This is a genomic window from Arthrobacter sp. zg-Y1219, assembly GCF_030125545.1.
In the GTDB taxonomy this organism is placed as follows: domain Bacteria; phylum Actinomycetota; class Actinomycetes; order Actinomycetales; family Micrococcaceae; genus Arthrobacter_B.
In genome coordinates this window covers 393,214-418,558 of record NZ_JASKLY010000012.1, presented here as the reverse complement: position 1 = coordinate 418,558, position 25,345 = coordinate 393,214, and the positions used below count along the sequence as shown (strand labels likewise).

26 protein-coding genes are annotated in these 25,345 nt (G+C 67.3%); 5 read left to right on the top strand and 21 right to left on the bottom strand.

Annotated elements, in window-relative coordinates; translation table 11 throughout:
• Positions 1-79: 79 nt before the first annotated feature.
• Complete coding sequence (gene infC, locus QNO00_RS08970; RefSeq protein ID WP_229967678.1) at positions 80-1,075, bottom strand: translation initiation factor IF-3; 996 nt, start codon at positions 1,073-1,075, stop codon at positions 80-82.
• A 382-nt stretch (positions 1,076-1,457) separates the two neighbouring features.
• Here infC and QNO00_RS08965 point away from each other — a divergent pair, with 382 nt between their 5' ends.
• Both QNO00_RS08965 and QNO00_RS08960 read left to right on the top strand, forming a co-directional pair.
• Entirely contained in the window at positions 1,458-1,886 is a 429-nt protein-coding gene (locus tag QNO00_RS08965) for a DUF1844 domain-containing protein (RefSeq protein WP_229967676.1), read from the top strand.
• 146 nt (positions 1,887-2,032) lie between these two features.
• Complete coding sequence (locus QNO00_RS08960; RefSeq protein ID WP_284024293.1) at positions 2,033-2,737, top strand: DnaJ family domain-containing protein; 705 nt, start codon at positions 2,033-2,035, stop codon at positions 2,735-2,737.
• A gap of 109 nt (positions 2,738-2,846) precedes the next feature.
• Here QNO00_RS08960 and QNO00_RS08955 read toward each other — a convergent pair whose 3' ends face one another.
• From QNO00_RS08955 to QNO00_RS08920, 8 genes are all read right to left on the bottom strand, one after another.
• Positions 2,847-4,145 (bottom strand): MFS transporter, encoded by a 1,299-nt coding sequence (locus QNO00_RS08955; RefSeq protein ID WP_284024292.1) that lies wholly within the window; start codon positions 4,143-4,145, stop codon positions 2,847-2,849.
• A gap of 36 nt (positions 4,146-4,181) precedes the next feature.
• Entirely contained in the window at positions 4,182-5,030 is an 849-nt protein-coding gene (locus tag QNO00_RS08950) for an SseB family protein (protein ID WP_284024291.1), read from the bottom strand.
• A 4-nt stretch (positions 5,031-5,034) separates the two neighbouring features.
• The gene (gene priA, locus QNO00_RS08945) at positions 5,035-5,784 is read right to left on the bottom strand and encodes a bifunctional 1-(5-phosphoribosyl)-5-((5-phosphoribosylamino)methylideneamino)imidazole-4-carboxamide isomerase/phosphoribosylanthranilate isomerase PriA (RefSeq protein ID WP_284024290.1); all 750 of its coding nucleotides are present in this window, start codon (positions 5,782-5,784) and stop codon (positions 5,035-5,037) included.
• Positions 5,785-5,850: 66 nt separating this feature from the next.
• Positions 5,851-6,009, bottom strand: coding sequence for a CG2302 family histidine operon protein (locus tag QNO00_RS08940; protein ID WP_229967665.1), 159 nt, complete (start codon positions 6,007-6,009; stop codon positions 5,851-5,853).
• Between the two features lie 4 nt (positions 6,010-6,013).
• Complete coding sequence (gene hisH / locus QNO00_RS08935; protein ID WP_229967663.1) at positions 6,014-6,652, bottom strand: imidazole glycerol phosphate synthase subunit HisH; 639 nt, start codon at positions 6,650-6,652, stop codon at positions 6,014-6,016.
• Positions 6,649-7,266 carry an imidazoleglycerol-phosphate dehydratase HisB gene (gene hisB, locus QNO00_RS08930; RefSeq protein ID WP_229967661.1) on the bottom strand — a complete coding sequence of 206 codons (618 nt, stop codon included), beginning with the start codon at positions 7,264-7,266 and terminating at the stop codon, positions 6,649-6,651. The genes hisH and hisB overlap by 4 nt, the downstream gene beginning before the upstream one ends.
• Before the next feature lie 123 nt (positions 7,267-7,389).
• Positions 7,390-8,499, bottom strand: coding sequence for a histidinol-phosphate transaminase (locus QNO00_RS08925; RefSeq protein ID WP_284024289.1), 1,110 nt, complete (start codon positions 8,497-8,499; stop codon positions 7,390-7,392).
• A gap of 201 nt (positions 8,500-8,700) precedes the next feature.
• The gene (locus QNO00_RS08920) at positions 8,701-9,159 is read right to left on the bottom strand and encodes a LysM peptidoglycan-binding domain-containing protein (protein WP_229967657.1); all 459 of its coding nucleotides are present in this window, start codon (positions 9,157-9,159) and stop codon (positions 8,701-8,703) included.
• Between the two features lie 406 nt (positions 9,160-9,565).
• On the opposite strand from QNO00_RS08920, the gene lexA reads away from it, so the two are divergent.
• On the top strand, positions 9,566-10,387 hold the full coding sequence (gene lexA / locus QNO00_RS08915) for a transcriptional repressor LexA (protein ID WP_442860541.1): 822 nt from the start codon (positions 9,566-9,568) through the stop codon (positions 10,385-10,387).
• A gap of 161 nt (positions 10,388-10,548) precedes the next feature.
• Here the strand turns inward: lexA and QNO00_RS08910 are convergent, their stop codons facing one another.
• Together QNO00_RS08910 and hflX are read right to left on the bottom strand one after the other, a co-directional pair.
• Complete coding sequence (locus QNO00_RS08910; RefSeq protein WP_229967655.1) at positions 10,549-12,597, bottom strand: ATP-dependent DNA helicase; 2,049 nt, start codon at positions 12,595-12,597, stop codon at positions 10,549-10,551.
• Complete coding sequence (gene hflX, locus QNO00_RS08905) at positions 12,590-14,158, bottom strand: GTPase HflX (protein WP_229967653.1); 1,569 nt, start codon at positions 14,156-14,158, stop codon at positions 12,590-12,592. The genes QNO00_RS08910 and hflX overlap by 8 nt, the downstream gene beginning before the upstream one ends.
• Before the next feature lie 119 nt (positions 14,159-14,277).
• On the opposite strand from hflX, the gene QNO00_RS08900 reads away from it, so the two are divergent.
• On the top strand, positions 14,278-14,889 hold the full coding sequence (locus tag QNO00_RS08900; protein ID WP_229967650.1) for a class I SAM-dependent methyltransferase: 612 nt from the start codon (positions 14,278-14,280) through the stop codon (positions 14,887-14,889).
• Between the two features lie 117 nt (positions 14,890-15,006).
• Here QNO00_RS08900 and dapF read toward each other — a convergent pair whose 3' ends face one another.
• The 10 genes from dapF to QNO00_RS08850 form a co-directional block, all read right to left on the bottom strand.
• Positions 15,007-15,948, bottom strand: coding sequence for a diaminopimelate epimerase (dapF, locus tag QNO00_RS08895; RefSeq protein ID WP_284024338.1), 942 nt, complete (start codon positions 15,946-15,948; stop codon positions 15,007-15,009).
• Between the two features lie 20 nt (positions 15,949-15,968).
• Positions 15,969-16,943 (bottom strand): tRNA (adenosine(37)-N6)-dimethylallyltransferase MiaA, encoded by a 975-nt coding sequence (gene miaA, locus QNO00_RS08890; RefSeq protein WP_229967648.1) that lies wholly within the window; start codon positions 16,941-16,943, stop codon positions 15,969-15,971.
• A gap of 7 nt (positions 16,944-16,950) precedes the next feature.
• Entirely contained in the window at positions 16,951-18,474 is a 1,524-nt protein-coding gene (miaB, locus tag QNO00_RS08885) for a tRNA (N6-isopentenyl adenosine(37)-C2)-methylthiotransferase MiaB (protein ID WP_284016071.1), read from the bottom strand.
• Positions 18,475-18,581: 107 nt separating this feature from the next.
• Positions 18,582-19,562 (bottom strand): permease prefix domain 1-containing protein, encoded by a 981-nt coding sequence (locus tag QNO00_RS08880; RefSeq protein WP_284024288.1) that lies wholly within the window; start codon positions 19,560-19,562, stop codon positions 18,582-18,584.
• Positions 19,562-19,897: a PadR family transcriptional regulator gene (locus tag QNO00_RS08875; protein WP_229967645.1), complete on the bottom strand. Its 336-nt coding sequence runs from the start codon at positions 19,895-19,897 to the stop codon at positions 19,562-19,564. Before QNO00_RS08875 ends, QNO00_RS08880 begins: the two co-directional genes overlap by 1 nt.
• A 290-nt stretch (positions 19,898-20,187) precedes the next feature.
• Positions 20,188-21,099 (bottom strand): aggregation-promoting factor C-terminal-like domain-containing protein, encoded by a 912-nt coding sequence (locus QNO00_RS08870; RefSeq protein WP_284024287.1) that lies wholly within the window; start codon positions 21,097-21,099, stop codon positions 20,188-20,190.
• 81 nt (positions 21,100-21,180) lie between these two features.
• A complete protein-coding gene (locus QNO00_RS08865; protein ID WP_284024286.1) occupies positions 21,181-22,500 on the bottom strand; it encodes a coiled-coil domain-containing protein in 1,320 nt (439 codons plus the stop codon).
• A gap of 57 nt (positions 22,501-22,557) precedes the next feature.
• The gene (locus tag QNO00_RS08860) at positions 22,558-23,142 is read right to left on the bottom strand and encodes a regulatory protein RecX (RefSeq protein ID WP_229967641.1); all 585 of its coding nucleotides are present in this window, start codon (positions 23,140-23,142) and stop codon (positions 22,558-22,560) included.
• A 5-nt stretch (positions 23,143-23,147) separates the two neighbouring features.
• A complete protein-coding gene (gene recA / locus QNO00_RS08855) occupies positions 23,148-24,200 on the bottom strand; it encodes a recombinase RecA (RefSeq protein WP_229967638.1) in 1,053 nt (350 codons plus the stop codon).
• A gap of 220 nt (positions 24,201-24,420) precedes the next feature.
• Positions 24,421-24,642 carry a DUF3046 domain-containing protein gene (locus QNO00_RS08850; protein WP_229967636.1) on the bottom strand — a complete coding sequence of 74 codons (222 nt, stop codon included), beginning with the start codon at positions 24,640-24,642 and terminating at the stop codon, positions 24,421-24,423.
• 144 nt (positions 24,643-24,786) lie between these two features.
• Between QNO00_RS08850 and QNO00_RS08845 the strand changes: the two genes are divergently transcribed.
• A complete protein-coding gene (locus tag QNO00_RS08845; RefSeq protein ID WP_229967634.1) occupies positions 24,787-25,260 on the top strand; it encodes a MarR family winged helix-turn-helix transcriptional regulator in 474 nt (157 codons plus the stop codon).
• Positions 25,261-25,345 lie beyond the last annotated feature (85 nt).

Below are 25,345 nucleotides of genomic sequence, written 5' to 3'. Positions count from 1 at the left end.
GGGCCTGCGGGGCTTTGGGCACTTTGCAGTGCCAGGGGTTTACTGGACGCCGGGACGTCCTGCGGGGAAAAGCTGAGTCTTACTCCGCAGTTCCGGGCTTGTTCTGGCTTGCTGCGCCCCGTGAAGGAGCAGCCTTGCCAGCAGGTTTGGAAGCAGCAGCAGGCTTCGGCCGGGCAGCGGGCTTCGGCGCCGGCTTCATGGCCGTGGGCTTGGGCACTGCAGCCGGCTTGGGGGCCGGAGCGGGCTTGGACTCAACGGGAGCCGCAGCGGCGGGAGCCTCTGCAACCGGCGCCGGAGCCGGAGCCTTGGCAGCCTCTTCCGCGCGTCGTGCGTCGGCTGCTGCCTTTTCGGCTGCAGCCTGCGCCCGCTTTTCGGCCATTTCCTTGTCAGCCTTTTCCTTCTCTGCACGGGCCTTGTCAGCCTCGGCAGCGGAGGAACCGAGCCGCAGGCCGTCCGGCAGAAGATCTGCCAGGCTCTGCGTCAGGGGCGCCTTGTTCTCAGCGGAAGTGTCCACCCGGGCGGGGGCCTCGCCGTTCTTGACGGCTTCGTTGGCTGCCTTGGCATCGGCACGCTGCGAGGCGCGCCGTGCTTCGGCCTTGGCTTCCGCCTTGTTCTTCAGCGGTCCAATGACCATGACCATGTTGCGGCCGTCGATGCGGGGCGTGGATTCCACCATGCCCACCTCGGCGACGTCGGCTGCGAACTTGTTCAGCAGCTTCATGCCCATTTCCGGACGCTGCTGTTCGCGGCCGCGGAACTGGATCATGGCCTTGACCTTGTCACCGGCTGCAAGGAAGCGCATGGCATGGCCGCGCTTGGTTTCGTAGTCGTGAGTGTCAATCTTCAGACGGAACCGGATTTCCTTCAGGACGGTGTTCGTCTGGTTCTTGCGTGCCTCACGGGCCTTGACAGCGGCTTCGTACTTGTACTTGCCGAAGTCCATTAGTTTGCACACCGGAGGCTTCGCCTGCGGTGCCACCTCAACAAGATCCAGGTCGGATTCGGCTGCCAGACGCAGGGCGTCTTCGATACGGACAACCCCAACTTGCTCTCCAGCCGGTCCTACCAGCCGCACCTCAGGGACGCGGATTCGATCATTGATTCTTGGCTCGCTAATGTTGCAGCTCCTGTTGTATCCAAAACGGCTACCGCCTGCAACTGAAGAAGGCCCCCAATTGCACGCGCAATCGGAGGCCTCGAGGGGTCGGCGGGAGCTGCATCAGCAGCAACCTCCCGGATCGGCTGGACCAGGTTAACCTGGACCCGCCACCGGGGGCCGACCGTACCCGGCAACTCTGTCTTCTGCACAGGCACCCTAGGGCACATGGACTGAAGATTCAGGCTGACGCGGGTGGGAGGATTCTCCGCTTGCATACTGGCTGATGTGAAACATTCAACGCTCCGTGAAGGGCACTGAAAGTAACGACAACCAGTTGGTCTGTGACAAGCTTACCAGTATGAGTACCCCACAGAGCAACCCGGCGGCCGAGCACACCCGCCATTCCTTCCCCGGCACCACGGAAGAGGTGCAGGCACCTTCCGCTGAAGAGCAGGAAGTGGCTGCGCAGATGCGTGACATTGCCGAGGTCCCCGCCATTGAAGTCATCACCACTGCCGCCGTGCACCTGATGAGCGCCGCAGCCGTCAAGTGCGGCCTGGCCGACGGCGACGACGCCGAGGAGCTGAAGGACCTGGACGAGGCCCGCAAGCTGATCACCGCCCTGGCCGGATTCGTCACCGCAGCGGCTCCCGAGATCGGCAGCCAGCACGCCGGCCCGTTGCGCGACGGCCTGCGCTCACTGCAGCTTGCCTTCCGTGAGGCGTCCGACATCCAGGACGCTCCGGGCAAGGGCCCGGGCGAGAAGTTCACCGGCCCCGTCAACTAACGCAGCGCGTCTCTTCCATTTTAGTCAGCACCCCGGCCCGGGGAGCCTGCCGGTTGCGGCAGACTCCCCGGGCTTTTTTCTGCCCGCCCGGCTGCGTAACCTGTACGGGACGCTGAGCAAACGTTGAGCGGAAGGGGCAAACTCGCATGGGCGGCAGCGGGGCCGAAGCGTACAAGAAGAGGCTGGAGAGGGCGGCCCGGCTCAAGGCCGCGGGGACACCGGAGGATGCCGGCTACAAGCTGCCCGAGGGCCTGGCCGGGGCTGAAGAAGCAGAGCTGGCGGAAAAGCGCCGGAAGATCAGCGCCGAAGCCAAGGCCGACTACCTCATCCGGGACGCGATGAACCGCGGCGACTTTGACAACCTCAGCTACGCCGGGAAGCCGATCCCCGACCTGGCCGACCCGGATCCGGACTGGTGGATCAAGCGGCTGATCCGACGGGAGAACCTCTCGGGATTGGGTCCGCCCGCCCTGTTGCTCCGGGTGGAGGACAAGGAGTTCGAACCGCGCCTGGACCGGCTGCCGTCCGAGCGCCAGGTGCGCGACGCCGTCGACGACTTCAATGCCCGGGTGATCGAGGCCCGCCGACAACTGCTGGGCGGCCCGCCGGTGGTCACCGGAATCCGGAACGTCGAGGACGAGGTGCGGGGCTGGCGGCAGCGCCGGGGCCTGCCCGAAACCGCCCCGGGGAACGCAGGCACGAAGCAACCCGGTGCCGGCACGGAGGACGCCGCAGCACAGCGGCCGGCGGTGCGCGGCGGGGCTAATCCGCCGGGCTGGCTGCACCGGCTGCGCCGCCGCCTGCCGCGCTTGCGGCCGGGATCCCCGGGGCATCCACGCCACCGGGAGTAACCGACTGTCCGGCCGGCTGGCTGTTGGCGGCCGGCTGTCGGTTGGCTGGCTGTTGGCGGCCGGCTGTCGGTTGGCTTTCGGCTGTCGGCTGTGAACCGGCCGCGGCAGGCTACTCCTGACGCAGCAGGCGCTGTCCGCGCCGGCTGAACTTCCGCACGCCGAACGTTCCCGCAACCAGCAGCGACGCGGAGCCCCCGGCAAAGATGAATCCGGCCCACGGACCGATGACGTCAATCGCCGCACCGGCCAGCGGGGCGCCGAGCGCAGTGCCTGAGGTCAGGGCGGAGCCGTACCAGCCCATCGCCTCGCCGCGGCGTTCCTCGGACACCAGGTCGGCCACCCGTTCCGAGGCGGAGGACAGCACCGGGGCGCACAGCAGGCCGGCGGGAATGGACAGCAGGGCCAGGCTGATGGTGTCCGTGGCCAGGGCCATGGGCAGGGTCAGCACTGCCATCGCCAGCAACAGCAGCATGGGCGAGGCGCGCCGGTGCATGGCTCCGTAGACCAGGCCACCCACCACCGAGGCGGCACACCAGGCGGCGAAAACGATCCCCACCTGCCCGGGTTCGCCGGTGGATTCCACCAGGGCCACCATGCCGACGTCCGAGCTGGACAGCAGCAGGCCCACCCCCACCGCGACCGCAAACACCACGGCCACGCTCAGCGTGAACCAGGAGAACCCCGCGCGCAGGCGGGCTCCGCGGCTCAGCGCCGCCAGCGGCTGCAGTTCCGCCGAGGCTTCGGACAGGTGCGCCGGTGCGGCCGCGACGACGGCGGCGTTGGCCGCCTCGCGCTCCTGGACGGCGGTCGCTGCGGTCCGCGGGTTATCGGACCGGGTCGGCGGATTGAACCAGATCAGCAGCAGCCCGGCGAGCGACGTCGTGATGCCCACCAGGGTCAGCCCGACCACTGAGGAAACCGAGGTGGCCAGGACGGCGCCCAGCGCCGGTCCGCCCATGAAAACGACTTCGGTGGCAATGGAGTCCAGGGCGAAGGCAGTCCGCCGCTGGTCCCCCGTTGCCAGTACGCCCAGCGACTGCCGGACCACGCTAAAGACCGGAAGCGTGAACACCCCGCCGACCAGCGCCAGCACCAGCAGCCATTCATAGCTGGCGTGCGGGGCAATGGACCATATGACGGCCTCGGAAATCACCGAGGGAATCAGGGCGCGGCGCAGGCCGACATTGTCCACCCGGCGGCCGCGCCACGGGGCGCCAAAGGCGATGCCCACGGTGACGACGGCGGCAACGGCACCGGCCTTGGCGTAGCCCATGTCCATGGTCAGGACCACGTGCAGGGTCAGCAGCACGCCGGCGGCGGAATGCGGAAAACGGGCGATCATTCCGACCAGGAGCAGCCGGCGGATCGGGGCAACGCGGAGCAGCTCCCCGTAGGCGGAAAAATTCACGGCACTTCACTTCCGGCGGTCCACCGCCCAGCAAGGTCAGCGCGTGATTTTGAGTTCCAGGGAATCCACACGCTCAACGAATAACGGATCGGCAGCCAGCCGCTGCTGCAGCAATCCGGCGATGCCCTGCACCGCCTGCGCATCCAGTCCCGGTGCCAGGTGAAGAACCATTCTAAGCTCAGGACCGGCGCCGCCTCCGGCCACCACCGTCCCGCGCGCCGACCGTGTCACCGTTCCCGGTCCCGGCGCCAGTTGGACCCCCGTCACTGCGGGTTCGACGTCGACCGCGGCGGACACGGCCTGCGCGACTTCCTGGTCGGCGTACGACGGCGTCCAGGTCCGCTGCTGCGCCAGCGCCCACATGGCCGGGCGGCGCACCACGAAGGTGATGTCCGCACCCGGATCCACCACCAGCAGCTGCGCTTCCTCGGAGACGGCGGACAGGGCGGCGCGGGCGGCATACACCGCAACCGGCCGCGCCTGCGGATGCCACTGCGCCAGCGCCGGCACGGAGGTGAACACCGGCAGCGCCTTGCGTCCGTCCGGGGCGGTCAGCGTCACCAGGGCCATGTCGGCCTCTTTGTCAGCGGTCAGTCCATGTTCGGACTGCGCCTCGGCACCGAGGGTGGCGACGATGGGCACGAACACGCGGGCGGTGGCCAGGGCAGCCACCACCTGCGCTTCGGAGCCGCTGCCGGCTTCCAGCGCGGCCAGGGCGGAGAGGTATCCGGCGTCGGGGCTGCCGTCGTCGGCGTCGAAATTGTGCAGCGGGTTGCCCTCGCCGGAGAGGTCCCGGCCGGACCAGGACTGCCCCGCGGAATCGGCGGGTCCCCCGGCCCCTGCGAGGGCGGCCGCTATGTGGCCGGGAAGGGCGCGCTCAGCCATGGCTCTAGCGCTCCGGATGCCCGGCGATGTCGAACGCCTGCGGCAGCGTGAAGGCCCCGGCGTAGAGGGCCTTGCCCACGATCGTGCCTTCCAGACCCAGCGGCACGAGCTCCCGCAGGGCGGCCAGGTCATCCAGGGACGAGATCCCGCCGGAGGCGACAACGGGCCGTTCCGTGCGCGTGAGGACCTCGCGCAGCAGTTCCAGGTTGGGCCCGCGCAGCGTGCCGTCCTTGGTGACGTCGGTGACCACATACCGCGGGCAGCCGGCGTCCTCGAGGCGGGCCAGGACCTCCCAGAGGTCTCCGCCGTCCTTGGTCCAGCCGCGGGCGGCCAGCGTGGTGCCCCGCACGTCGAGTCCGACGGCGATGGCCTCGCCGTAGCGGGCGATCGCACTGGCGGTCCATTCCGGGTTTTCCAGGGCTGCGGTGCCCAGGTTGACGCGGCTGGCTCCCAGCTCCAAGGCCATGTCCAGGGAGGCGTCGTCGCGGATGCCGCCGGAGAGCTCCACCTTGATGTCCAGCTGTTCCACCACGCGCTTGAGCAGCGGGAGGTTGGAGCCGCGGCCGAAGGCTGCGTCCAGGTCCACGAGGTGAACCCAGGCCGCGCCGTCGTTCTGCCAGGCCATGGCGGCGTCCAGCGGGTCGCCGTAGCTGGTTTCGCTGCCGGCCTCACCCTGGACCAGGCGCACGGCCTGGCCGTCTGCGACGTCCACGGCGGGCAGCAGCTCAAGGACGGGAGTTTCAACAAGTGACATGGTTCTGCTTTCCGTGGGGAGGTTTGTCCGGATGCGGTGCCGGAGGGCGGATCAGGAACGGGCGGCTCAGGAGCCGCTGTCGATCAGGAGGTAGGCGCCGAGCAGGGACATGCCCGCAAGGATCCAGAAGAGAACGACGATGATTTTGGACATGCCCTGGCTGCGGAAGGAGATGGCGCCGCCGATCAGCAGCCCGGCCAGACCCATGAGAAGAAGACTCCACATCGCCCTAGCCCAGCGTCTTCAGCCAGTTTTCCAGCAATGCCGCACCGGCATCACCGGACTTTTCCGGATGGAACTGGGTGGCTGTCAGCGGACCGTTTTCCACCGCGGCGACAAAGCGGCTGCCATGTTCGGCCCAGGTGACCTGGGGTGCGCGCATGGCGGGCTGGGTGACATCGAAGTCCCATTTCTGCACACCGTAGCTGTGCACAAAGTAGAAGCGTTCATCCTCGATGCCGGCGAACAGCTGTGAGCCCTCCGGCGGCTGGACGGTGTTCCAGCCCATGTGCGGAACAACGTCAGCCTTGAGGCGCTCGACGACGCCGGGCCACTCCCCCATTCCGGGGGTGCTGACACCGTGTTCCACGCCCTCGTCGAAGAGGACCTGCAGTCCGACGCAGATGCCCATGACGGGGCGTCCGCCGGCAACCCGGCGGCCGATCAGGCGCAGGGCGTCCACTTCCTTGAGCCCCTGCATGACGGCCGCGAAGGCGCCGACACCGGGGACCAGGAGCCCGTCGGCGTTGAGCACGTCATCGGATTTGGAGCTGAGGGTGACGTTGGCGCCGACGTGCTCGAGGGCCCGGACGGCGGAGCGGATGTTCCCGGACCCGTAGTCGAGGACCGTCACGTTGCGCGCCGTCACAGGGCACCCTTCGTGGAGGGGATGCCCTCAACGCGGGGGTCGGGTTCGACGGCGGCGCGCAGCGCACGGGCAAAGGCCTTGAACTGGGCCTCCACGATGTGGTGCGGATCCCGGCCGCCGAGCACCGTCATGTGCAGGCAGATCTGGGCGTGGAGGGTGATGGCCTCGAAGACGTGGCGGGTCAGCGACCCGGTGAAGTGTCCGCCGATCAGGTGGTATTCCTGCCCCGCCGGTTCACCGGAATGCACCAGATAGGGCCGCCCGGAGATGTCGACGACGGCGTTGGCCAGGGCCTCGTCAAGGGGAATGGTGGCCTCGCCGAAGCGGCGGATTCCTGCCTTGTTGCCCAGAGCGATCTTGAGCGCCTCACCGATGCTGATGGCAATGTCCTCGACGGTGTGGTGCACATCGATGTGGGTGTCACCCGTGGCCTGGACCGTGAGGTCGATCAGGGAGTGCTTGGCCAGGGCCGTCAGCATGTGGTCGTAGAACGGCACCGAGGTGCTGATGTTGGACTGGCCGGTTCCGTCCAGGTCCAGCTCCACAACCACTGACGATTCACTGGTCACCCGTTCCAGGCGTGCGGTGCGTCCGGTGGTGGTCTCCACGGTCATGGTTTTCCTTTGAAAGAAGGTGGTCTCTGCTAACAGTTTAGTGTCTGTGGGTGTCTGCGGCTTGGTCTCCGCCGGCCGCGGACCGGCCGGCGCCGGTGCCGCCGCCGTGCCGCTGCCTGTGGCCTAGCGGGTGCCGGCTGCCAGGAGCTCGCGCAGCCGGGCCAGGAAAACGCTGGTTTCCGCTTCGGTGCCGGCCGTGACGCGCAGATGGCCGGGGATGCCGACGTCGCGCACCAGCACGCCCGCCTCCAGCAGCCCCTCCCACAGCGCGTGCGGGTTTTCCACACCTCCGAAGAAGACAAAGTTGGCGTCGGACGGCGCAGGCTTCAGGCCCAGGCTGAGCAGCTCGGCGACAATGCGGTCCCGCTGGACCTTGATGGCTTCAACGTTGGCCAGCAGCGCTTCCGCGTGTTCCAGCGCGGCGTTCGCAGTGGCCTGCGTGATCGCCGAGAGATGGTAGGGCAGCCGCACGAGGCGCAGGGCGTCGGTGACTTCGGGTGCCGCGGCCATGTAGCCGACCCGGGCTCCGGCCAGCGCGAACGCCTTGCTCATGGTGCGGGAGACGATCAGCCGTTCACGGCCGGGCAGCAGCTGCAGGGCGCTGGGGGTGCCGGCGTGGAAGAACTCCCCGTAGGCCTCGTCCACAATCACTATGGCCTGTGACGCGGCCCCCGCCTCGTACACGGCTTCCACCACCTCGAGCGGCAGCGCAGTGCCGGTGGGGTTGTTCGGCGTGCAGAGGAAGACGATGTTCGGAGCCTGCTCGCGGACCTGTTCCGCTGCGGCTTCCGGAGTCAGCGTGAAATCGCCGCTGCGGACGCCCGTGACATAGCGGGTGCCGGTGCCGCTGGCCAGCAGCGGATACATGGAATACGTGGGCGGGAAGCTCAAGGCGGTCCGGCCCGGGCCGCCGAAGGCCTGGAGGATCTGTTGCAGGACCTCGTTGGAGCCGTTGCCGGCCCAGATGTTCTCCGGGCTCAGTCCGTGGCCGAGATAGCCGGCAAGCCGCTCGCGAAGTTCAGTGAATTCCCGGTCCGGATAACGGTTCAGTCCGGCCACCGCCCGCTCAACGGAAGCTACGATCGCCTTCCGCACCTGGTCGGGCAACCCGTGGGTGTTCTCGTTGACATTGAGCAGGATGGGCACATCCAGCTGCGGCGCACCGTAGGGTGTCAATCCTCGGAGATCCTCGCGCAGGGGAAGTCGGTTCAGTCTTTCCAGCTGTTCAGTCACCTGTACAGCTTAAGACTCGAAGGCGGGGCGGGAAGAATCCCTCCGGCCGGGCAGGCGGGTTGTTACGCCCCGAGTTGCGCTGTTTGTAATGGCGCCGTGTGTGATTGCGCCGCTTGGGATAGCGCCGTGTGTCATTGCGCCGCGCCGCCGGCACATCAACTTGCGATTGCACCGTTTGTGTTTGTGCAGCGCCGTGGCGCCTCAGCGCTGGGTGGGAATGAACAGCTGCACGCCGACCGGAACCCGGTCATCGGAAAGGTTGTTCAGCTCCATGATCTCCGCGACCACATCGCGGGGATCGCGGTCGGGAGCAAATTCCTCGGCCAAGGCCCACAAAGAATCACCGGCACCGACGCTCACCTGCACGGTCTGCGTAACGTCGGGCGCCCCGCCCGAGGAGGCCATGGCGGGAGCCGTGAAGAATCCCAGGACCGTGAGTGCGGCAGCCGCGGTCAGCATCAGGGGAAGGCCGATAAACACCAGCCGGCCGCGGCGCGTCAGCCGCAGCTGCCGCCGCTCGGCGGGCACCGGCACAGCGGCCGGATTGGTGGACCCGGCAACGGGCCTCGGCGCTGAGGCCCGGGCGGCCGTCAGCTGAGGTCGGGCCGGGGCGGAGATGAAACGTGAGATGGGGTTTGACAGGTGTATCTGGGCGGGCATTTCAGCACCTTTCCGGTTCGATGGCCGCAGGAAATAACCGAAGCCATATTCGAACGATTGGAAGCTATCTGACATCTTTGGACTCCGGCGCGCTGCCATCATCGAAAGTATGTTCGATTCTTGTGAACTCATTTCTAGCACCTATCTACTAACAAAGTCGAGACTCGCTCGAACAAATGTTTGAAAACGTTGCTCCGCTCGCCTAGCGTTGAGCATGAGGAAGAGGTTCATCCGGTTCCGTCCGGACCGAAGCCGGAGCGCGGGCTCCGCAGCGGTTCGTACAGGACCACTGAATCAGCTGCCTCTGACATAACCGCCGGCACGGCTTGCACAGCGTTCCAGCCCCGACATTCACCCGACCAGCTCCGGCACCGACCGGACCAGCTGACCCCGAAGGGAACCCCACGTGGCCCGCAGGACTGCTTCCGAAGACAGCACCAACCAGCCAGCGGCAACCGGCTCCCGTGCGCGTGCGAAAGGTCTGACTCCGCGGCAGAAGACCGTTCTGGAGATGATCCAGCGTTCCGTCAGCACCAACGGTTACCCGCCCACCATGCGGGAAATCGGAGACACCGTGGGGCTGGCAAGCCTTTCCAGCGTGACCCATCAGCTCATGCAGCTGGAGAAGCTCGGCTACATCCGCCGCGACCCCAAGCGCCCCCGCGCCATGGAAATCCTGATTCCGCTAATGCTGCGGGACGGAAAGGCCGTCGCTCCGGGCGAGGACTCAGCCGGTTCCCCGGCCGAGTCTGCGCCGGCAGCCGCCGGCTCCCGCACCGGCGAAGACGGCGCCGGCGACAAAGCAGGCTCGGCTGCCGGAATGGCCACGGTCACCGAGCTGTCGACCTCCGTTGACACGGCCATGGTGCCGCTGGTGGGCCGCATCGCCGCCGGCGGTCCGATCCTCGCTGAACAGGTTGTCGAGGACATCATGCCGCTGCCCCGCCAGCTGGTGGGTCACGGAGACCTGTTCATGCTCAGGGTCTCGGGCGACTCCATGGTCGACGCCGCGATTTGCGACGGTGACTGGGTGGTTGTCCGCCGGCAGCCCACGGCTGAGAACGGCGACATCGTTGCCGCCCTGCTGGATGACGAAGCCACGGTCAAGACCTTCCGGCAGCGCAACGGCCACACCTGGCTGCTGCCGCAGAACACGCGCTATGAGCCCATCGTGGGCGACCATGCAGTCATCATGGGCAAGGTTGTCTCGGTGATGCGCTCGCTCTAGCGGGCCCCGCACACAGCAGCGGTCCCCGCGGCGGGATTCCACGGGTGGTCTCCCGCGAGGGCTGGAGCGGATAACGGGTGGAGTAACGCGGAAAGGGCGGTTGGAGTTATCTCCGACCGCCCTTTCCGTTCGGTGGTGCCGCCCGTTCAGTGGTGCCGGCGCTACTTCCGCGCAGGGGCCTTCTCCGCCGCCGCCGACTGCTCGGCGAGCCGCCCCAGAACCGAGAGCACCACAGAGCGGTCAGTCGTGGACCAGAACGGCGGCAGGGCTGCCTTCAGGAAGCTGCCGTAGCGGGCCGTGGCCAAGCGGGAGTCCAGGATGGCCACCACACCGCGGTCCCCCGCGGCACGGATCAGACGGCCGGCACCCTGCGCCAGCCGGACGGCCGCGTGGGTCGCGGCAACTGACATGAAGCCGTTGCCGCCGGCCTTGGCCACTGCGCGGGTGCGCGCGGTCATCAGCGGGTCATCCGGACGCGGGAACGGTATGCGGTCAATCAGCACCAGCCTGCAGGCGGCGCCCGGCACGTCAACGCCCTGCCACAGCGACATGGTGCCAAACAGGCAGGTGTCGGGTTCCTCGGAGAACTGCTTGACGAGCGAGGACATCGAGGACTCCCCCTGGCACAGGATCGGGAAATCCACCCGGGTGCGCATCGCGTCGGCGGCCTCCTCGGCCGCCCGGCGCGAGGAGAACAGTCCCAGTGCTCCGCCGTTCGAGGCCTTCAGAAGCGCCTCGATTTCATCCAGCTGCGCCTCCGAGGTGCCCCGCTCGGGCTTGGGCAGGTCCTTCGCCACGTACAGCACGCCCTGCCGCGGATAGTCGAAAGGACTGCCGACGTCGGTCCCCGTCCACGACGGCGCGCCAGGCCCCAGGAGCCCCAGAGCGCCGGCCACAGGGCCAAATTCGGATCCGATGGCAAGGGTCGCCGAGGTCAGGACCACGGTGTGGCCGTCGAACAGCCCTTCACGCAGCCGGCCGGCGACCGACAGCGGGGCCACGTTCAGGGTGGCGGGAGCGGTCTCATCCGGGGGCGAGTAGCCGCCCGACGGCGAGAAGGAGCTGGGCCGCGAAGCCCAGATCACCTCACCGGCCGAGGGAGCACCCAGCAGCCGCTCACAGAGCGACAGCACGGCCATCAGCCGCGACCGCGCGGTCTGGCGTCCGCCGTCGGCGGTTTCCCCGGGCTCGGGCTTGGAGTCGGAGAGCGCCACCCGGCAGGCTTCCCGGACTCGGCCCACTGCCTGCTCCTGCTCCTCGTTCAGTCCGGCGGCGAGCAGGCCCGAGGGCACGTTCTCCATGGATTTCTCAAAGGCGCGGGACGCTTGGGCCAGTTCCTCCACGGAAGCGGAGGTGTGCTTGCGGGCGGCAGTCACCGCTGCGGAGATCACGGTTCCGGACAACTGTCCGGTGACCGCGCCGGTCACCCGGTCCTGCAGCTCGTGGGCTTCATCGATGACCACCACGTCATAGTCCGGCAGCACGGCCAGCCCTTCGAAGGCCGCGATGGCGAGCATGGCGTGGTTGGTGATGACGACGTCGGCCACAGCCGCCTGGGCGCGTGCGCGCTCGCTGAAGCATTCGGCGGCCACGGGGCATTTCTGCGCGCCCAGGCACTCCATCGAGGTCACCGAGACCTGGCGCCAGGATTTGTCGCTGACTCCCGGAATCAGGTCGTCGCGGTCGCCGGTGTCGGTTTCCTCGGCCCATTCGCGCAGCCGCACCACCTCGCGTCCCATCGCCGAGGTGGGGGCCGGTGCCGGATGTCCCACCGCGCGGTCCTCCCCCATGGTGAACAGGGCGCCGGCGGGGTCCTCCTCTTCCGGAAATCCCCCGCCGGTTTTGTGCAGGCAGACGTAGTTGCTGCGGCCCTTGAGCAGCGCGACGTCGACCTCGCGCGGCAGGTTGGGCTTGAGCGTCTTGAGCAGCCGCGGCAGGTCGCGGCCCACGATCTGGGACTGCAGCGCCAGTGTGGCGGTGGAGACCAGCGTGGGCTTGGTGCTTTCCAGCGCATGATGAATCAGCGGCACCAGGTAGGCCAGCGACTTGCCGGTTCCGGTGCCCGCCTGAACCAGCAGATGCTGTTTCTCGTCGATCGCGTGCGTGACTTGGCGGGCCATTTCATGCTGGCCCGGACGGTTTTGTCCGCCCATGCCAGCGACGGCGGTGTCCAGCAGTTCCAGGACTTCGCCGGTGGTGTCTTTACTCATGGGTGACGAACGGCTCCAGTTCAGCGGCCAGGCCCTCGCGGACCATCACGTGCAGGCGGGTGCCTGCTTCGGAGTGCTCCACCGACAGGATTTCGGTGTCCGAGCTGTGCAGCCGGGAGACGATCTCGCCGCGCTCGTACGGAACCAGCAGCTGCAGATCCACCCCGGGGCGGGGAATGCCCTCGGAGATGGCCTGCATCAGCTCGTCGATGCCTTCGCCGGTCCGGGCGGACACCACCACGTGGCGCCGCTCCTTTTGCCGGAGCCGTTCCAGCACAAACGGATCCGCGGCATCGGCCTTGTTCAGCACGATGATCTCGGGCACCTTGCGGGCGTCCACATCCGTCAGCACCGTGCGCACCGCGGCGATCTGGCCCTCGGGATCCGGATGCGAGGCGTCCACCACATGGAGGATCAGGTCAGCATCCGCGACTTCCTCCAGGGTGGACCGGAAGGCTTCCACCAGCTGGGTCGGCAGGGACCGCACAAAGCCGACGGTGTCGGCGAGCGTGTACCCGATGCCGTCTTCGGTTTGTGCCTTGCGGATGGTCGGGTCCAGGGTGGCGAACAGGGCGTTCTCCACCAGGACTCCGGCATCGGTGAGCCGGTTGAGCAGCGAGGACTTGCCGGCGTTGGTGTAGCCGGCGATGGCCACCGAGGGAACCTGGTTGCGGTGCCGGTTGGCGCGCTTGGTTTCCCGGGCGGGCTTCATGGCCGCAATTTCGCGGCGCAGTTTGGCCATCCGGGTGCGGATCTTCCGGCGGTCCAGTTCGATCTTGGTTTCACCGGGACCGCGTGAGCCCATGCCGGCGCTGGCGCTGCCCACCTGGCCGCCGGCCTGGCGGGACATGGATTCGCCCCAGCCGCGCAGGCGCGGCAGCAGGTATTCGAGCTGTGCCAGCTCCACCTGGGCCTTGCCCTCGCGGGACTTGGCGTGCTGGGCGAAGATGTCCAGGATCAGCGCCGTGCGGTCGATGACCTTGACCTTGACGATGTCTTCAAGGCCGCGGCGCTGCGACGGTGCAAGTTCGCTGTCGACAATGACAGTGTCGGCGCCGGTGGCGGCGACAATGTCCTTGAGCTCCTGGGCCTTGCCCGAACCCAGGAACGTTCCCGGATCCGGCTTCAGCCGACGCTGGATGATGCCGTCGAGCACCTCGGAACCCGCCGTCTCGGCGAGTGCCGCCAACTCCTGCAGCGAGTTTTCGGCGTCCTCCGCCGTTCCCTCGCTCCACAGGCCGGCCAGCACCACGCGCTCCAGGCGCAGCTGCCGGTATTCAACCTCTGTAACGTCCTCGAGTTCGGTCGACAGGCCGGCCACGCGCCGCAGTGCGTGGCGGTCGGCCAGGTCTTCCTGGTCGCCGTCGTGCGTGGAATGCCCGACGTCCCGGGACAGAGCCTGTGCCCTGCCGCGCCGGGCCTCGCCGGCGGGCGCTTTGGCCTCAGCGGCGCTCTCCTTGGCGAGGATCCTGTCAATGACCCCCTGGATGTCCTCCGGGCTCAGCTCCGTGTTGGGCTGGGCGGAATCGGACGTGCCAGGGCGGGAATTGTTGATCGTCATAATCTCCTTATAAGCCGTGTTCTCCATGGTAAGTCAGTGCACGGACATTTGGGCGCGTGATCTTTCGCCGGTGCATCCGGTTTTCGCTGCCTGCCGCAGACCCACTAATCTGGTTTGTTATGGGTTCAGACCATTACTTCAGTTCACAGCCCTCGGGCCCCGAGGTCCGCAGGCCGCTCCGTGTCACTCTCGGCGGCCTCGACCGTACGCTCGTGACCTCCGGCGGGATCTTCAGTCCCGATGCCATCGACAAGGGAACCGTGGTCCTCCTGGACGAGGTTCCCGATCCTTCCCCCGCCGGCAACCTGCTGGATATCGGCTGCGGCTGGGGTCCTATCGCGCTCACCATGGCGCTGAAGTCCCCCGCGGCGCGGGTGTTCGCCGTGGACGTCAACGAACGCTGCCTGGCCCTGACCCGCGACAATGCCGCCGCTCTGGGCCTGGCCAACGTCACTGCATCCCGTCCGGAAGAGGTCGATCCGGACCTGAGGTTTGACACCATCTGGTCCAATCCGCCCATCCGCATCGGCAAGGACGAGCTGCATGCCCTGCTGCTGCTGTGGCTTCCACGTCTGGCTCCCGAAGGAACCGCGTGGCTGGTGGTGCAGAAAAACCTGGGCGCCGATTCGCTGCAGAAGTGGATCGCCGACCAGTTGGGCGCCGGCTATTCCGTCTCCCGCCACAGCACTGCCAAGTCCTTCCGGATCCTCAAGGTTCAGCGCAAACCCTAAGACGGCCGGATGCCGGCCATCCGCCGGGAGTAACTTCCATGACCGCTACAACCGCGGCCCGGAACGCTTTATTCCGGGGCGCGGTTCTAGCTGCGCCCCGGAATGAAGCGGTGCCTGCTAGAGCAGCGTGCCGCGCGCCACGAGGGCTGCCGGCCCGCTGAGTTCCACGTGTTCGCGGCCGTCCTCGGCGGTCAGGAAGCGGACGCCGACGACGCCGCCGGGCACCGTGACCGCCCATTCGTTCGGGGCGTCCCGGCCGGCCCAGAACCGGGTGGCGACTGCGGCGGCGCAGGCCCCGGTGCCGCAGGAGAGGGTCTCCCCCACGCCGCGTTCATGCACGCGCATGGTCAGCAGTCCCACGCCGTCCACGACCAGCGGATCGGCGGGCACCACGAATTCCACGTTGGTGCCGTGCTCCGGTTCCGGCTGCACCGACGGTGCGGCGGCGAGGCTGGTGGCCGCGAGTTCGGTCAGTTCGGCCAGCGCCACCACGGTGTGCGGATTGCCCATGCTCACGGACAGTCCGGGGCGGGGAACCTCCAGGCCGTCGGCGTTGACCACGGCATCCATGGCCTTGGCGGCGGCGGAATCGGGGTCAAGGAACTCCCACGGGCCCATGTCAACGGCGTAGCCGCTGTCCACCCGGGTGACGGTCTTGGTGCCGGCGCGGGTACCGATGGTCAGGGTCTCCCCCTCGCCCAGCTCGACAAGGCCTTCGGCGAGCAGGAAATGCACAAACACCCGGACGCCGTTGCCGCACATCTCCGACACGCTGCCGTCCGAATTGCGGTAATCCATGAACCATTCAGCCGTGAGGTCGCTCTGCAGCAGGGCCTGGCCCTCGGGCAGCTGGGCCGAGCGGATCGCCCGGATGAAGCCGTCGGCGCCGATGCCGCGGTGCCGGTCGCACAGCGCGGCCACTTCGGCGGCGGCAAGGTCGCGCTCCCCGCCGGGGTCGGCCACCAGGACAAAGTCATTGCCGGTGCCGTGGCCTTTGGCGAAGGGAAGGCCGGCCAGGGAGGCGGGCAGGCCGGAATCGGATAACCCGGAATCGGACAAGGGGGCTGAGAGCTCTGTGTTCACTGTTCAAGGATAGCGGCGGCGGCCCGGGCGGTCAGTTCGGGGTCGTCCCAGTCCAGCCAGGTGATCCGCGGATCGGCCCGGAACCAGGTCAGCTGGCGGCGGGCAAACTGCCGGGTGGCCACCACCGTCTGTTCCGCGGCCTGCTCCACGGTGGATTCGCCGTCGAGCACCTGCAGGAACTGCGAATAGCCCAGGGCCCGCCCGGCCGTCCTGCCTTCCCGCAGTCCGCGGGCCGCCAGGGCTTCCACTTCGGCGAGCAGGCCCTGCTCAACCATCCTGTCCACGCGGGCGGCCAGCCGCCGGTGCAGCAGGCTGCGTTCCACGCTCAAGCCCACCTGCACCGCGGGCTGGAAGTACTCTCGGGTGGGCATGAAGGAGCTGAACGGCCGTCCGGTGAGCCGATGGACTTCCAGGGCGCGGACCACGCGCCGGCCGTCGCCGAGCCGGTCGGCGGACACCGGATCCACCTCCCGCAGCCGCAGGCGCAGTGCTTCCAGGCCGTCGGCAGCGAGCTCCCGCTCGAGGTCGGCCCGGAGCAGCGGATCGGTGCCGGGGAATTCCAGGACATCCAGGGCGGCCCTGACGTACAGGCCGGACCCGCCCACCAGGATCGGATAGCGGCCGCGGGATCGAATGTCAGCAATCAGGGCGCGGGCCTGCGCCTGGAAGGCCGAGACGCTCGCTTCCTCGGTCACGTCCATGATGTCCAGCAAGTGGTGCGGGACGCCGCGGCGCTCGGCCACGCTGATTTTCGCGGTGCCGATGTCCATGCCCCGGTAGAACTGCATGGCGTCGGCGTTGATCACTTCACCGCCGAGTTCCAGGGCCAGGGCGACACCCAGATCGGACTTGCCGGAGCCGGTGGGCCCGACGACGGCGACCACCGGACGCGTGCGGGCGCCGTCGTCGGCTGCGTGCTCGCTGCGGGCGCCGTCGTCGGGCGCGGCGGGGCCGGAAGGCAGGGTGCTCATCCGGGGACTAGGAGCGCGGAGGCAGCGTCGGCATGCCCAGCGAGACGCCGGGTTTTCCGCCGGCGGTCCCGGGTGCGGGGACGCCGCAGGAATCGGCCTGCGACCGGTCCCAGGCATCTCCGGCGCGCGAGCGGCGCAGGGCGTAATCCGCGGCTGAAGCCGGATCCGAAACCAGATGGAAGGAAGCCGCTGAGGTGATCGGCACGGTGACCAGGTCACCCGGGCGCGGCACCGGGCTGCCCTCGGGGACGGAGAAATGCACCAGGCGCTGGTCCCGGGAACGTCCGGACAGGCGGCCGGTCTCGTCGGACTTGCGGCCCGATCCCGCAGTGACCATTACCTCCACGGTGGTGCCCACCTGTTTGGCGTTCTCTTCGGCCGCGATGCGGTCCTGCAGGGCGGTCAGGCGTTCGAAGCGTTCCTGGACCACTTCCTTGGGCAGCTGGTCCGGCAGCTCCGCGGCGGGTGTGCCGGGGCGCTTGGAATACTGGAAGGTGAAGGCGGTGGCGAAGCGGGACCGTTCCACGACGTCGAGCGTTGCGGCGAAGTCCTCCTCCGTTTCGCCCGGGAACCCCACGATGATGTCGGTGGAGATGGCGGCATGCGGCATGCGCTCGCGGACGCTGTCCAGGATGCCCAGGAACTTCTTGGACCGGTAGGAGCGGCGCATGTCCTTGAGGACCTTGTCGGAGCCGGACTGCAGCGGCATGTGCAGCTGCGGCATCACGTTCGGCGTTTCAGCCATCGCGTCGATCACGTCCTGGGTGAACGCAGCGGGATGGGGGCTGGTGAAGCGCACCCGTTCCAGGCCTTCGATGTCGCCGCAGGCTCGCAGCAGCTTGGCGAACGCCCCGCGGTCTCCGAACTCTACCCCGTAGGAATTCACGTTCTGTCCCAGCAGCGTGACTTCGATGGCGCCGTCGTCGACCAGTGCGGAGATCTCGGCGAGGATGTCGCCGGGCCGGCGGTCGCGTTCCTTGCCCCGGAGCGCCGGAACGATGCAGAACGTGCAGGTGTTGTTGCAGCCCACGGAGATGGAAACCCAGCCCGCGTAGACGGAGTCGCGCCGGGTGGGCAGCGTGGAGGGGAAAACGTCGAGGGATTCCAGGATTTCCAGCTGCGCCTCGTTGTTGTGGCGGGCCCGCTCCAGCAGGGCCGGCAGCGAGCCAATGTTGTGCGTGCCGAAGACGGCGTCAACCCAGGGTGCCTTCCGCTGGATGGTGTCGCGGTCCTTCTGCGCCAGGCATCCGCCCACCGCAATCTGCATGCCGGGGCGTGTTTCCTTCACATGGGCGAGCATGCCCAGGTTCCCGTAGAGCTTGTTGTCAGCGTTCTCGCGCACCGCGCAGGTATTGAAGACGACGACGTCGGCCTCGTCACCGGGGGCGGGCACGTAACCGGCGTTTTCCAGCAGGCCGGAAATGCGCTCCGAATCGTGGACGTTCATTTGGCAGCCGAAGGTCCGGACCTGGTAGGTGCGCGGGTGCTGCAGATGCTCAGCGGGGGACGGGGAAGATACAGTCAAGCTCACATTCCTAGGGTACCTGCCGCGGGGCGGGGCGGCTGGCCGCGGCTCCAATCCACGAAAGTACCGAAAAGCGCCGGACGGAATTCTCCTCCCGGCGCTTCCGGCGACCGCTAGGAGGATGCCGGCGTGACCGCATCCTCGCGGCTGGTTTTCCAGGCTTTCCGGAAACCGTCGGCGATGTCCCACAGGCCGATAATCAGCACCCCGGCCGCAGTGACCCCGGCGATCCAGGTGCCCGCATTCGCACCCCAGTCCACGGCGGACAGGAATGACCAGTCAAAGACCTGGCCGGTCGCCAGCAGCCACAGCGCCGGAACCATGAACAGCAGCGCCAGCCCGGTGTTGGCTGCGGCAAAGGCATATGTCCAGCGTCCGGCCACGTAGAGCACGACGGCGAAGACGGCCTCAAGGACCAGCACTGCGATGACGCAGGGCAGCCAGAAGTTCCAGAGGTGTTGCTGCAGCACAAGTACGGGCTCGCCCGCCAGGAACAGCAGCGATCCGACGCGCTGCCAGAGCAGGAGCCCGATGAAGAAGGCCGAGAGGACCACTGCGGCAATCGTGTCGCCCAGTGAAATCCAGTTGTGCCGCTGCAGCGGCGGCAGCTTTTCCGGTGTCCACGGCTGCAGACCCAGATCCTTGCGCCGGGTTCCGGTGCGCTCGATGATGGCAAACACGAGAGTGACCCAGAAGGCCAGTTGCACCAGTGCGTTGAGCGAGGCACTCAGTGCGGCACCGAAGGCTGCCGCCGGATCACTCGGGTCGGTGGCCATCCGGACGACGACGGTAGCCACGAACGCCAGGGGCGCCACAATGAGGAGCAGCATTTTCAGCAGACGCCACCAGTCCAGGAAGAGGTCCGGGCCGATCAGGTACAGCGGGCGGTCGGCGTAGCGCGCGGCCAGCCGCCGCGGGTCTCCGAACTCGGACAATACGGTGTTCTCCGCGTCAGCGGGTGCCTGGCCGGCGTCGATCCGGGCGTCGACGGCGTCGGTGATCGAGGCACGCAGCTCCCGGTCGATATCACCGCGCTGCTCATCGGGAATGGATTTGAGGGCTGCGAAGACATAGCGGTCAGTGAGGGTGCTCATCATCGTGTTCCTTCATTGAGCTGGCGGATGGAGGCATGAAGGTCGTCCCAGTCCTGCAGCAGCAGGTCCAGCATTTCCCTGCCCTGTGCGCTGGTCGTGTAGAACTTCCGCGGCCGAGCTTCCTCTGTGTTCCAGGAACTGGTCAGCAGGCCCTGCTTCTCCAGACGGCGCAGCAACGGATAGAGCGTATTGGCCTCGACGGCAAACCCGGCCCGGTTCAGGGCCTCAAGGAGTCCGTAACCGTAACCGGGGTGTTTGAGGATGGACAGGCAGGCCAGCACCACGGTTCCGCGGCGCAGTTCCTGGAGGTGTCCGCCCAGCAGTTCTTCGTCCATGACAAACACTATGGTGTGTGAAGCACACTATTGCAATAGGCCAGCCTCAGAGAGTTTCACCTCATGCCCTTGAGCCCCTCCGCGGCCGCCCAGGACTCCCCCACATCAACCAGCAGGAGACCCCGCCCCGACGCCAACCCCGCACTGGCTCACCGACGGCTGAACCACGGATCCGGCCACCAGCCCGCGCACTGGTTCCCACCGTCTGTTGCCGTCTGTGGCCTGGGTGGTCACAGGAGCCACACCCGTCACGCAGGGTGGGAACCAGTGCGAATATCAGGATTGAGTGCTTAGTACCAGTTGTTCGCGTAGTGGAAATTCAGTGCCGAGCAGGGGCTTCCGTAACGGGACTCGATGTAGTCCAGGCCCCAGTTGATCTGCGTCTCGTAGTTAGTGAGGTAGTCCGCGCCCGAGGAGGCCATCTTCTCGGCCGGAAGCGACTGGACGATGCCGTACGCGCCGCTGCTGGCGTTGGTGGCGCTGGTCTCCCAGTTGGATTCCTTCTCCCAGAGCGTGTTCAGGCAGGTCATTTCCGAGGCGGCCCATCCGTGGCCCGCAAGGGCAGACTGAGCATAGGCCTTGGCCCCGGCGGGATCATTCACGGGCACGGCGGCAGCGGCGGCCTCAGCAGCTGCCGTTTCTTCCGCGGCGCGTGATGCTGCGGCATCGGCTGCTGCCTTTGCCGCAGCTTCCTGTTCAGCGGCCGCACGGGCCTGCTCTTCGGCAGCCCTTGTTTCGGCAGCCCTTGTCTCGGCAGCCGAAGCCTCTTCAGCCGCCCGGGCGGCCGCCGCGGCGGCTTCCTCGGCAGCCTTTGTTTCGGCAGCTGAAGCCTCTTCAGCCGCCTTGGCCTCAGCGGCGGCAGCTTCCGAGTCCGCCTTTTCGCGGGCTTCGCGGTCCTCGTCGGCAGCTTCGGCAGCTTCGGGAGCTCCGGGAGCTCCGGGAGCGTCGGCAGCCTCGGGAGCTTCCGACGGAGCCGGCGTCTCAGCCGTGGATTCGTCAGAGGTGGCGCCGTGAGTGGGCGATGTAAGGCTCACGAGGCTGGCGCGCAGCTGGTCATTCTGGACGGATGCACCGGCGACGCCGAAAAAGGCCAGCGAACCGGCGACGGCGACGGCGCCGACGCGCAGGTTGCGGTTGCGGGAACGCCGGCGTTCCTGAGTGATTTCACGGCGTCCGGGAGTGTTCTTGTGGGGGGAAGTCATAGGACCGAGACCGTACAGACGGATTCTGGGAACCGTTTCGGCTTCGTAACAATCCGATTGACAGGTGAGTCGGAACCGGTTTTAATACCAGTTTTTGTCCTCGGAATGCTGCCAGGCGGCACAGGGACTGCCGTACCGGTCGCTGATGTAGCCCAGTCCCCACTCGATCTGCGTCCGGTAGTTGGTGCGCCAGTCGGCTCCGACCGCAGCCATTTTGTTCCCGGGCATGGACTGCGGGATGCCGTAGGCGCCGCTGGAAGGATTGTGGGCGCTGGTCCGCCAGCCGGATTCCCGCTGCCACAGGTTGACCAGGCACCGCTGCTGGTCCTGCCCCCAGCCGAATGCACTCAGCCGGCCGGCGGCGTAGGCCTGGGCACCGACGGGATCATCAACAGGACCAGGCGCCGGCGCCGGCTTCGGGGCCGGTGGGACAGGCAGTGCAGGAGGGGCGGGAGCGACAGGACTGGGTTGTGGGACCTCCGGCGAAGGTGTGGGAATGATCACCCGGCCCGGGCTCTCCTCCACCGGCGGCGGGGTCAGGCCGCCGCGGCCGCTGTCCTGGTCCTGGTCCCGCTTCCGATCAGCCTCCCGGGCAGCGGCTTCCGCTTCCCGCGCCTCCTGCTGCTCCCGGAAGGCCTCTTCGGCCTGCAAACCCCGCAGCCGTTCTTCTTCGAGCTGCACGCTGGTGTCACGGAGGTCGGCAAGCTGGGCCAGCAGCACAGCGCTGCGTTCCTCCTGCTCGCGCACGGCCGCCTCGGCCGTGGCTGCCGCCGCCTCCGCATCGGCGAGCAGCTGCAGGGACTTTGCCGCTGATTCCTCCCGTGCCTGCACTGCTGCGGCCTCCCGCTCTTCGAGACTGTGCAGCACATTGGCGGCCGCGGAAGCCTCGGCGTGGAGACTGCCGGTGCGGTCAGTAATGCCCTGAAGCGTGGTGAGCCGATCCATGGCGCCGACGGCGGCATCGCCGTCCAGGAGCATCAGCAGACTGGAATCCATTCCGCCGGTCTTGTAGGTCTGTGCCGCCAGGGCGCCCATCTGTTCAGAGAGCTCCCGGGCCGATCCGGCGGCTTCAATCCGCTGCGCGGCAAGAACATCGAGGGCTCGTTTGTTGGTTTCCGCTTCCTCGGCGGCCCGCTGGTGATCCGCTGAAGCCTGCACCGCGGCGTTCCCCAGACTGCCGGCATCGGCGGACAGCTCCCCGAGCAGCGCTTCAATTTCGGCGGCCTGCCCCTCTGTCGCCTGGAGGCTGTGCTTCGCCTGCTCCACCTCTTCCCACGAGGGGAAATCCGCCGCGGCGGCGGGCACAGCAGTGAGGACCGTGGCAGCAAGCACGCCGGTCAGCAACACGGAACCGAAGGAAACGAGAGTGAACTTCTTCCCCGGCAGCAACATAGTCAACATCGAGGCTCAGCATACGGCACCGGTGCCGTATTGGCCCGTGATTCCCAGGGCAGTTTCTTACCAGGCGTCTTCCGGCTGCTGGTCCAGCACATCCCCGATGATTTCGTTGGCCACCCGGTAACCGACCGACGGGGAGTAACCCTTGCGGGCCAGCATGGAGACCAGCCGCCGGGCCTGCTTGTCCCGCGCCGCCCGATCGGTAAGATCCGCAGAGGCCTGGAGCCGGCGCCGGGCAAGCGCGCGGGCCGACTCCAGCTCGTCCTCATCGCTGACCTGCTCGAGTGCGTCCTCGGCCAGGTCCCCGGTGATGCCCTTCTCGGCAAGTTCACGCTTCAGCGCACCCCGCGCGAGGGACTTGGACCGGGAGCGGCTGGCCACCCACATCCGGGCAAACTCAGCATCGTCCACAAGCTGGACTTCCTCAAAGCGGTCCAGCACCGCCGCCGCGACCTCGTCCGGGATTTCCTTCTCGGCCAGCTTCACCGCCAACTGGCGGCGGCTTTTCGGCGCACTGGTCAGCTGCCTCAGGACGATGGTTCGCGCCGCGCCGTAAGGGTCGCGTTCCCGCTCCCCTGACGGCGCGGCAGCGGGTTCCCCGAATGAGTCGTCCGGTTCGGGAAACCCGCCGTTCTCCTGCTGCATGGCGGCTAGGCGTCCTTCGGAACGGCCTTGAGCTTCGGCTCAGCCGGCTTTTCTTCGGCGGGGCCGTCAATGCCGAGCTTTTCACGCAGCCGGCGTTCGAGCTCATCCGTCAGGCCGGGGTTGTCCCGCAGGAACTTGCGGGCGTTTTCCTTGCCCTGGCCCAGCTGGTCTCCGTCGTAGGTGAACCAGGCGCCGGACTTCTTGACGAAGCCGTGCTCCACGCCCATGTCAATCAGTCCGCCTTCGCGGGAAATGCCGGTGCCGTAGATGATGTCGAACTCGGCCTGCTTGAAGGGCGGGGCCATCTTGTTCTTGACGATCTTGGCGCGGGTCCGGTTACCCACCGGGACCGTGCCTTCCTTGAGCGTTTCAATGCGGCGGACGTCGATGCGGACGGAGGCGTAGAACTTCAGGGCCTTGCCGCCCGTGGTGGTCTCCGGACTTCCGAACATGACGCCGATCTTCTCGCGAAGCTGGTTGATGAAGATGGCGGTGGTGTTCGTGTGGCTCAGGCGTCCGGCAATCTTTCGGAGCGCCTGGCTCATGAGACGGGCCTGCAGACCCACGTGGCTGTCGCCCATGTCGCCTTCAATTTCGGCACGGGGAACCAGCGCGGCCACGGAGTCAATGACCACCACGTCAACGGAGCCGGAGCCGATCAGCATGTCCATGATCTCCAGCGCCTGCTCGCCGGTGTCCGGCTGCGAAACGAGGAGGGAATCGGTGTCAACGCCCAGACGGGCGGCGTAGATGGGATCCAGGGCGTGCTCGGCGTCAATGAACGCGGCGATGCCGCCGTTCTTCTGCGCATTGGCGACGACGTGCAGCGCCAGGGTGGTCTTACCCGAGGATTCCGGACCGTAGATCTCGACGACGCGGCCGCGGGGAAGTCCGCCGATGCCGAGCGCGAGGTCCAGGGCGATTGAGCTGGTGGAGATGGTCTCTGCCGGAGCGCGGACCTCGTCTCCGAGCCGCATGATCGAGCCCTTGCCGTACTGCTTATCGATCTGGGCCAGCGCTGCTTCAAGAGCCTTTGCGCGGTCGACTGCTGCTGCCATTCTTCACCTCGGTTGTTAGAGTTTTACGTGGCCCGAAGGCCGGGTGTCCTGCTCAACTACGACCATATGCGGCGGCACTGACAAAACAGCGGAGCAGGCTGCCGTGGGGATACCAGGGCCGGTTTTGCGGTCGTTTCACCCTTGTGTAGGAGCATATCCGCGTCCGAACAGATATTCGAATAGCAGCTGCGGCGTGTCCCTGCCCAAATGCTTCGTTCCGCTATTTCTTGGGTGCGATGTCCCGGCCCAGACGGCGTTCGGGCGGAACGTCCTGAACGTCACAGACCGCCAGCCAGACGGCCTTGGGCTCGATTCCACCGCTAAGTGCTTCAGTCGCTGTCCTGCCGCCCAGGGATCCCAGCACCAAGTCCGAAGCCAGCACCCGGGAGTAGGCCGGACCGAATTCGTCGTCCATAAGCCGCCAAAAATCACTGAGTCGCATCGCTTAATCTTCTCACGCCCGCTGCCCTCTCCAACGGCAGCCGCAGTTGCCGGCCGGAGGAGTTCGACCACACCTGCTGTTCTGCTGCCCGTGTTCCCGCCGCGTCCCCGTTTCCTTCCGTCCCGGAGACCTAGAATGGAGTCCATGACCGAGCAGGCATCCTCCCCAGACCCCCGGCAGCACGAAGCGGCCATCGAAACCTTGGAACATGCCCTGTCGGTGCTGTGGCGCCGCGCCCGGTCCAATTCGCACAAGGTGGCCCGCGAGGTGCACCCCGACATGGAGCCGGCGGCGTACGGGCTGCTGGTGCTGCTGCAGCGGCAGAAGGCCATGCGCCTGACCGACATTGCCGCCAGCATCGGCATCGGCAAGCCCTCAGTCAGCCGGCAGATCGTCATGCTCGAAAGCCTCGGCCTCGTGCAGAAGCACGCCGACCCCGAGGACGGCCGGGCGCAGACGATATCCCTGACCCGGGAAGGCTCCCGGGCGTTGGCCAGAACCCAGGCGGCCCGCAAGGACCTGTTCCGCACCCTGCTGGAAGATTGGGATGAAGGGGACCTGGTGCAGCTCGGATCGCTGCTGACCAAACTCAACGACTCGTACGCACGGGAACGCTGACGCCCGGGTACTCAGGCCTTCGGAATCCGAACCCTCAGACACCCCGATTCCAGACAAGAAAAGACCCCGCCGTTCCCGGCGGGGT

What these genes read in the sequence shown, in the direction of transcription:
- QNO00_RS08965 (WP_229967676.1), top strand. Translation starts at nt 1,458, where the DNA reads ATGAGTACCCCACAGAGCAACCCGGCGGCCGAGCACACCCGCCATTCC.
- QNO00_RS08960 (WP_284024293.1), top strand. Translation starts at nt 2,033, where the DNA reads ATGGGCGGCAGCGGGGCCGAAGCGTACAAGAAGAGGCTGGAGAGGGCG.
- QNO00_RS08950 (WP_284024291.1), bottom strand. Translation starts at nt 5,030, where the DNA reads ATGGCTGAGCGCGCCCTTCCCGGCCACATAGCGGCCGCCCTCGCAGGG.
- priA (WP_284024290.1), bottom strand. Translation starts at nt 5,784, where the DNA reads ATGTCACTTGTTGAAACTCCCGTCCTTGAGCTGCTGCCCGCCGTGGAC.
- QNO00_RS08940 (WP_229967665.1), bottom strand. Translation starts at nt 6,009, where the DNA reads ATGTGGAGTCTTCTTCTCATGGGTCTGGCCGGGCTGCTGATCGGCGGC.
- hisB (WP_229967661.1), bottom strand. Translation starts at nt 7,266, where the DNA reads ATGACCGTGGAGACCACCACCGGACGCACCGCACGCCTGGAACGGGTG.
- QNO00_RS08920 (WP_229967657.1), bottom strand. Translation starts at nt 9,159, where the DNA reads ATGCCCGCCCAGATACACCTGTCAAACCCCATCTCACGTTTCATCTCC.
- QNO00_RS08910 (WP_229967655.1), bottom strand. Translation starts at nt 12,597, where the DNA reads ATGAGTAAAGACACCACCGGCGAAGTCCTGGAACTGCTGGACACCGCC.
- hflX (WP_229967653.1), bottom strand. Translation starts at nt 14,158, where the DNA reads ATGACGATCAACAATTCCCGCCCTGGCACGTCCGATTCCGCCCAGCCC.
- QNO00_RS08900 (WP_229967650.1), top strand. Translation starts at nt 14,278, where the DNA reads ATGGGTTCAGACCATTACTTCAGTTCACAGCCCTCGGGCCCCGAGGTC.
- miaA (WP_229967648.1), bottom strand. Translation starts at nt 16,943, where the DNA reads ATGAGCACCCTGCCTTCCGGCCCCGCCGCGCCCGACGACGGCGCCCGC.
- QNO00_RS08880 (WP_284024288.1), bottom strand. Translation starts at nt 19,562, where the DNA reads ATGAGCACCCTCACTGACCGCTATGTCTTCGCAGCCCTCAAATCCATT.
- QNO00_RS08875 (WP_229967645.1), bottom strand. Translation starts at nt 19,897, where the DNA reads ATGGACGAAGAACTGCTGGGCGGACACCTCCAGGAACTGCGCCGCGGA.
- QNO00_RS08870 (WP_284024287.1), bottom strand. Translation starts at nt 21,099, where the DNA reads ATGACTTCCCCCCACAAGAACACTCCCGGACGCCGTGAAATCACTCAG.
- QNO00_RS08865 (WP_284024286.1), bottom strand. Translation starts at nt 22,500, where the DNA reads ATGTTGACTATGTTGCTGCCGGGGAAGAAGTTCACTCTCGTTTCCTTC.
- QNO00_RS08860 (WP_229967641.1), bottom strand. Translation starts at nt 23,142, where the DNA reads ATGCAGCAGGAGAACGGCGGGTTTCCCGAACCGGACGACTCATTCGGG.
- recA (WP_229967638.1), bottom strand. Translation starts at nt 24,200, where the DNA reads ATGGCAGCAGCAGTCGACCGCGCAAAGGCTCTTGAAGCAGCGCTGGCC.
- QNO00_RS08850 (WP_229967636.1), bottom strand. Translation starts at nt 24,642, where the DNA reads ATGCGACTCAGTGATTTTTGGCGGCTTATGGACGACGAATTCGGTCCG.
- QNO00_RS08845 (WP_229967634.1), top strand. Translation starts at nt 24,787, where the DNA reads ATGACCGAGCAGGCATCCTCCCCAGACCCCCGGCAGCACGAAGCGGCC.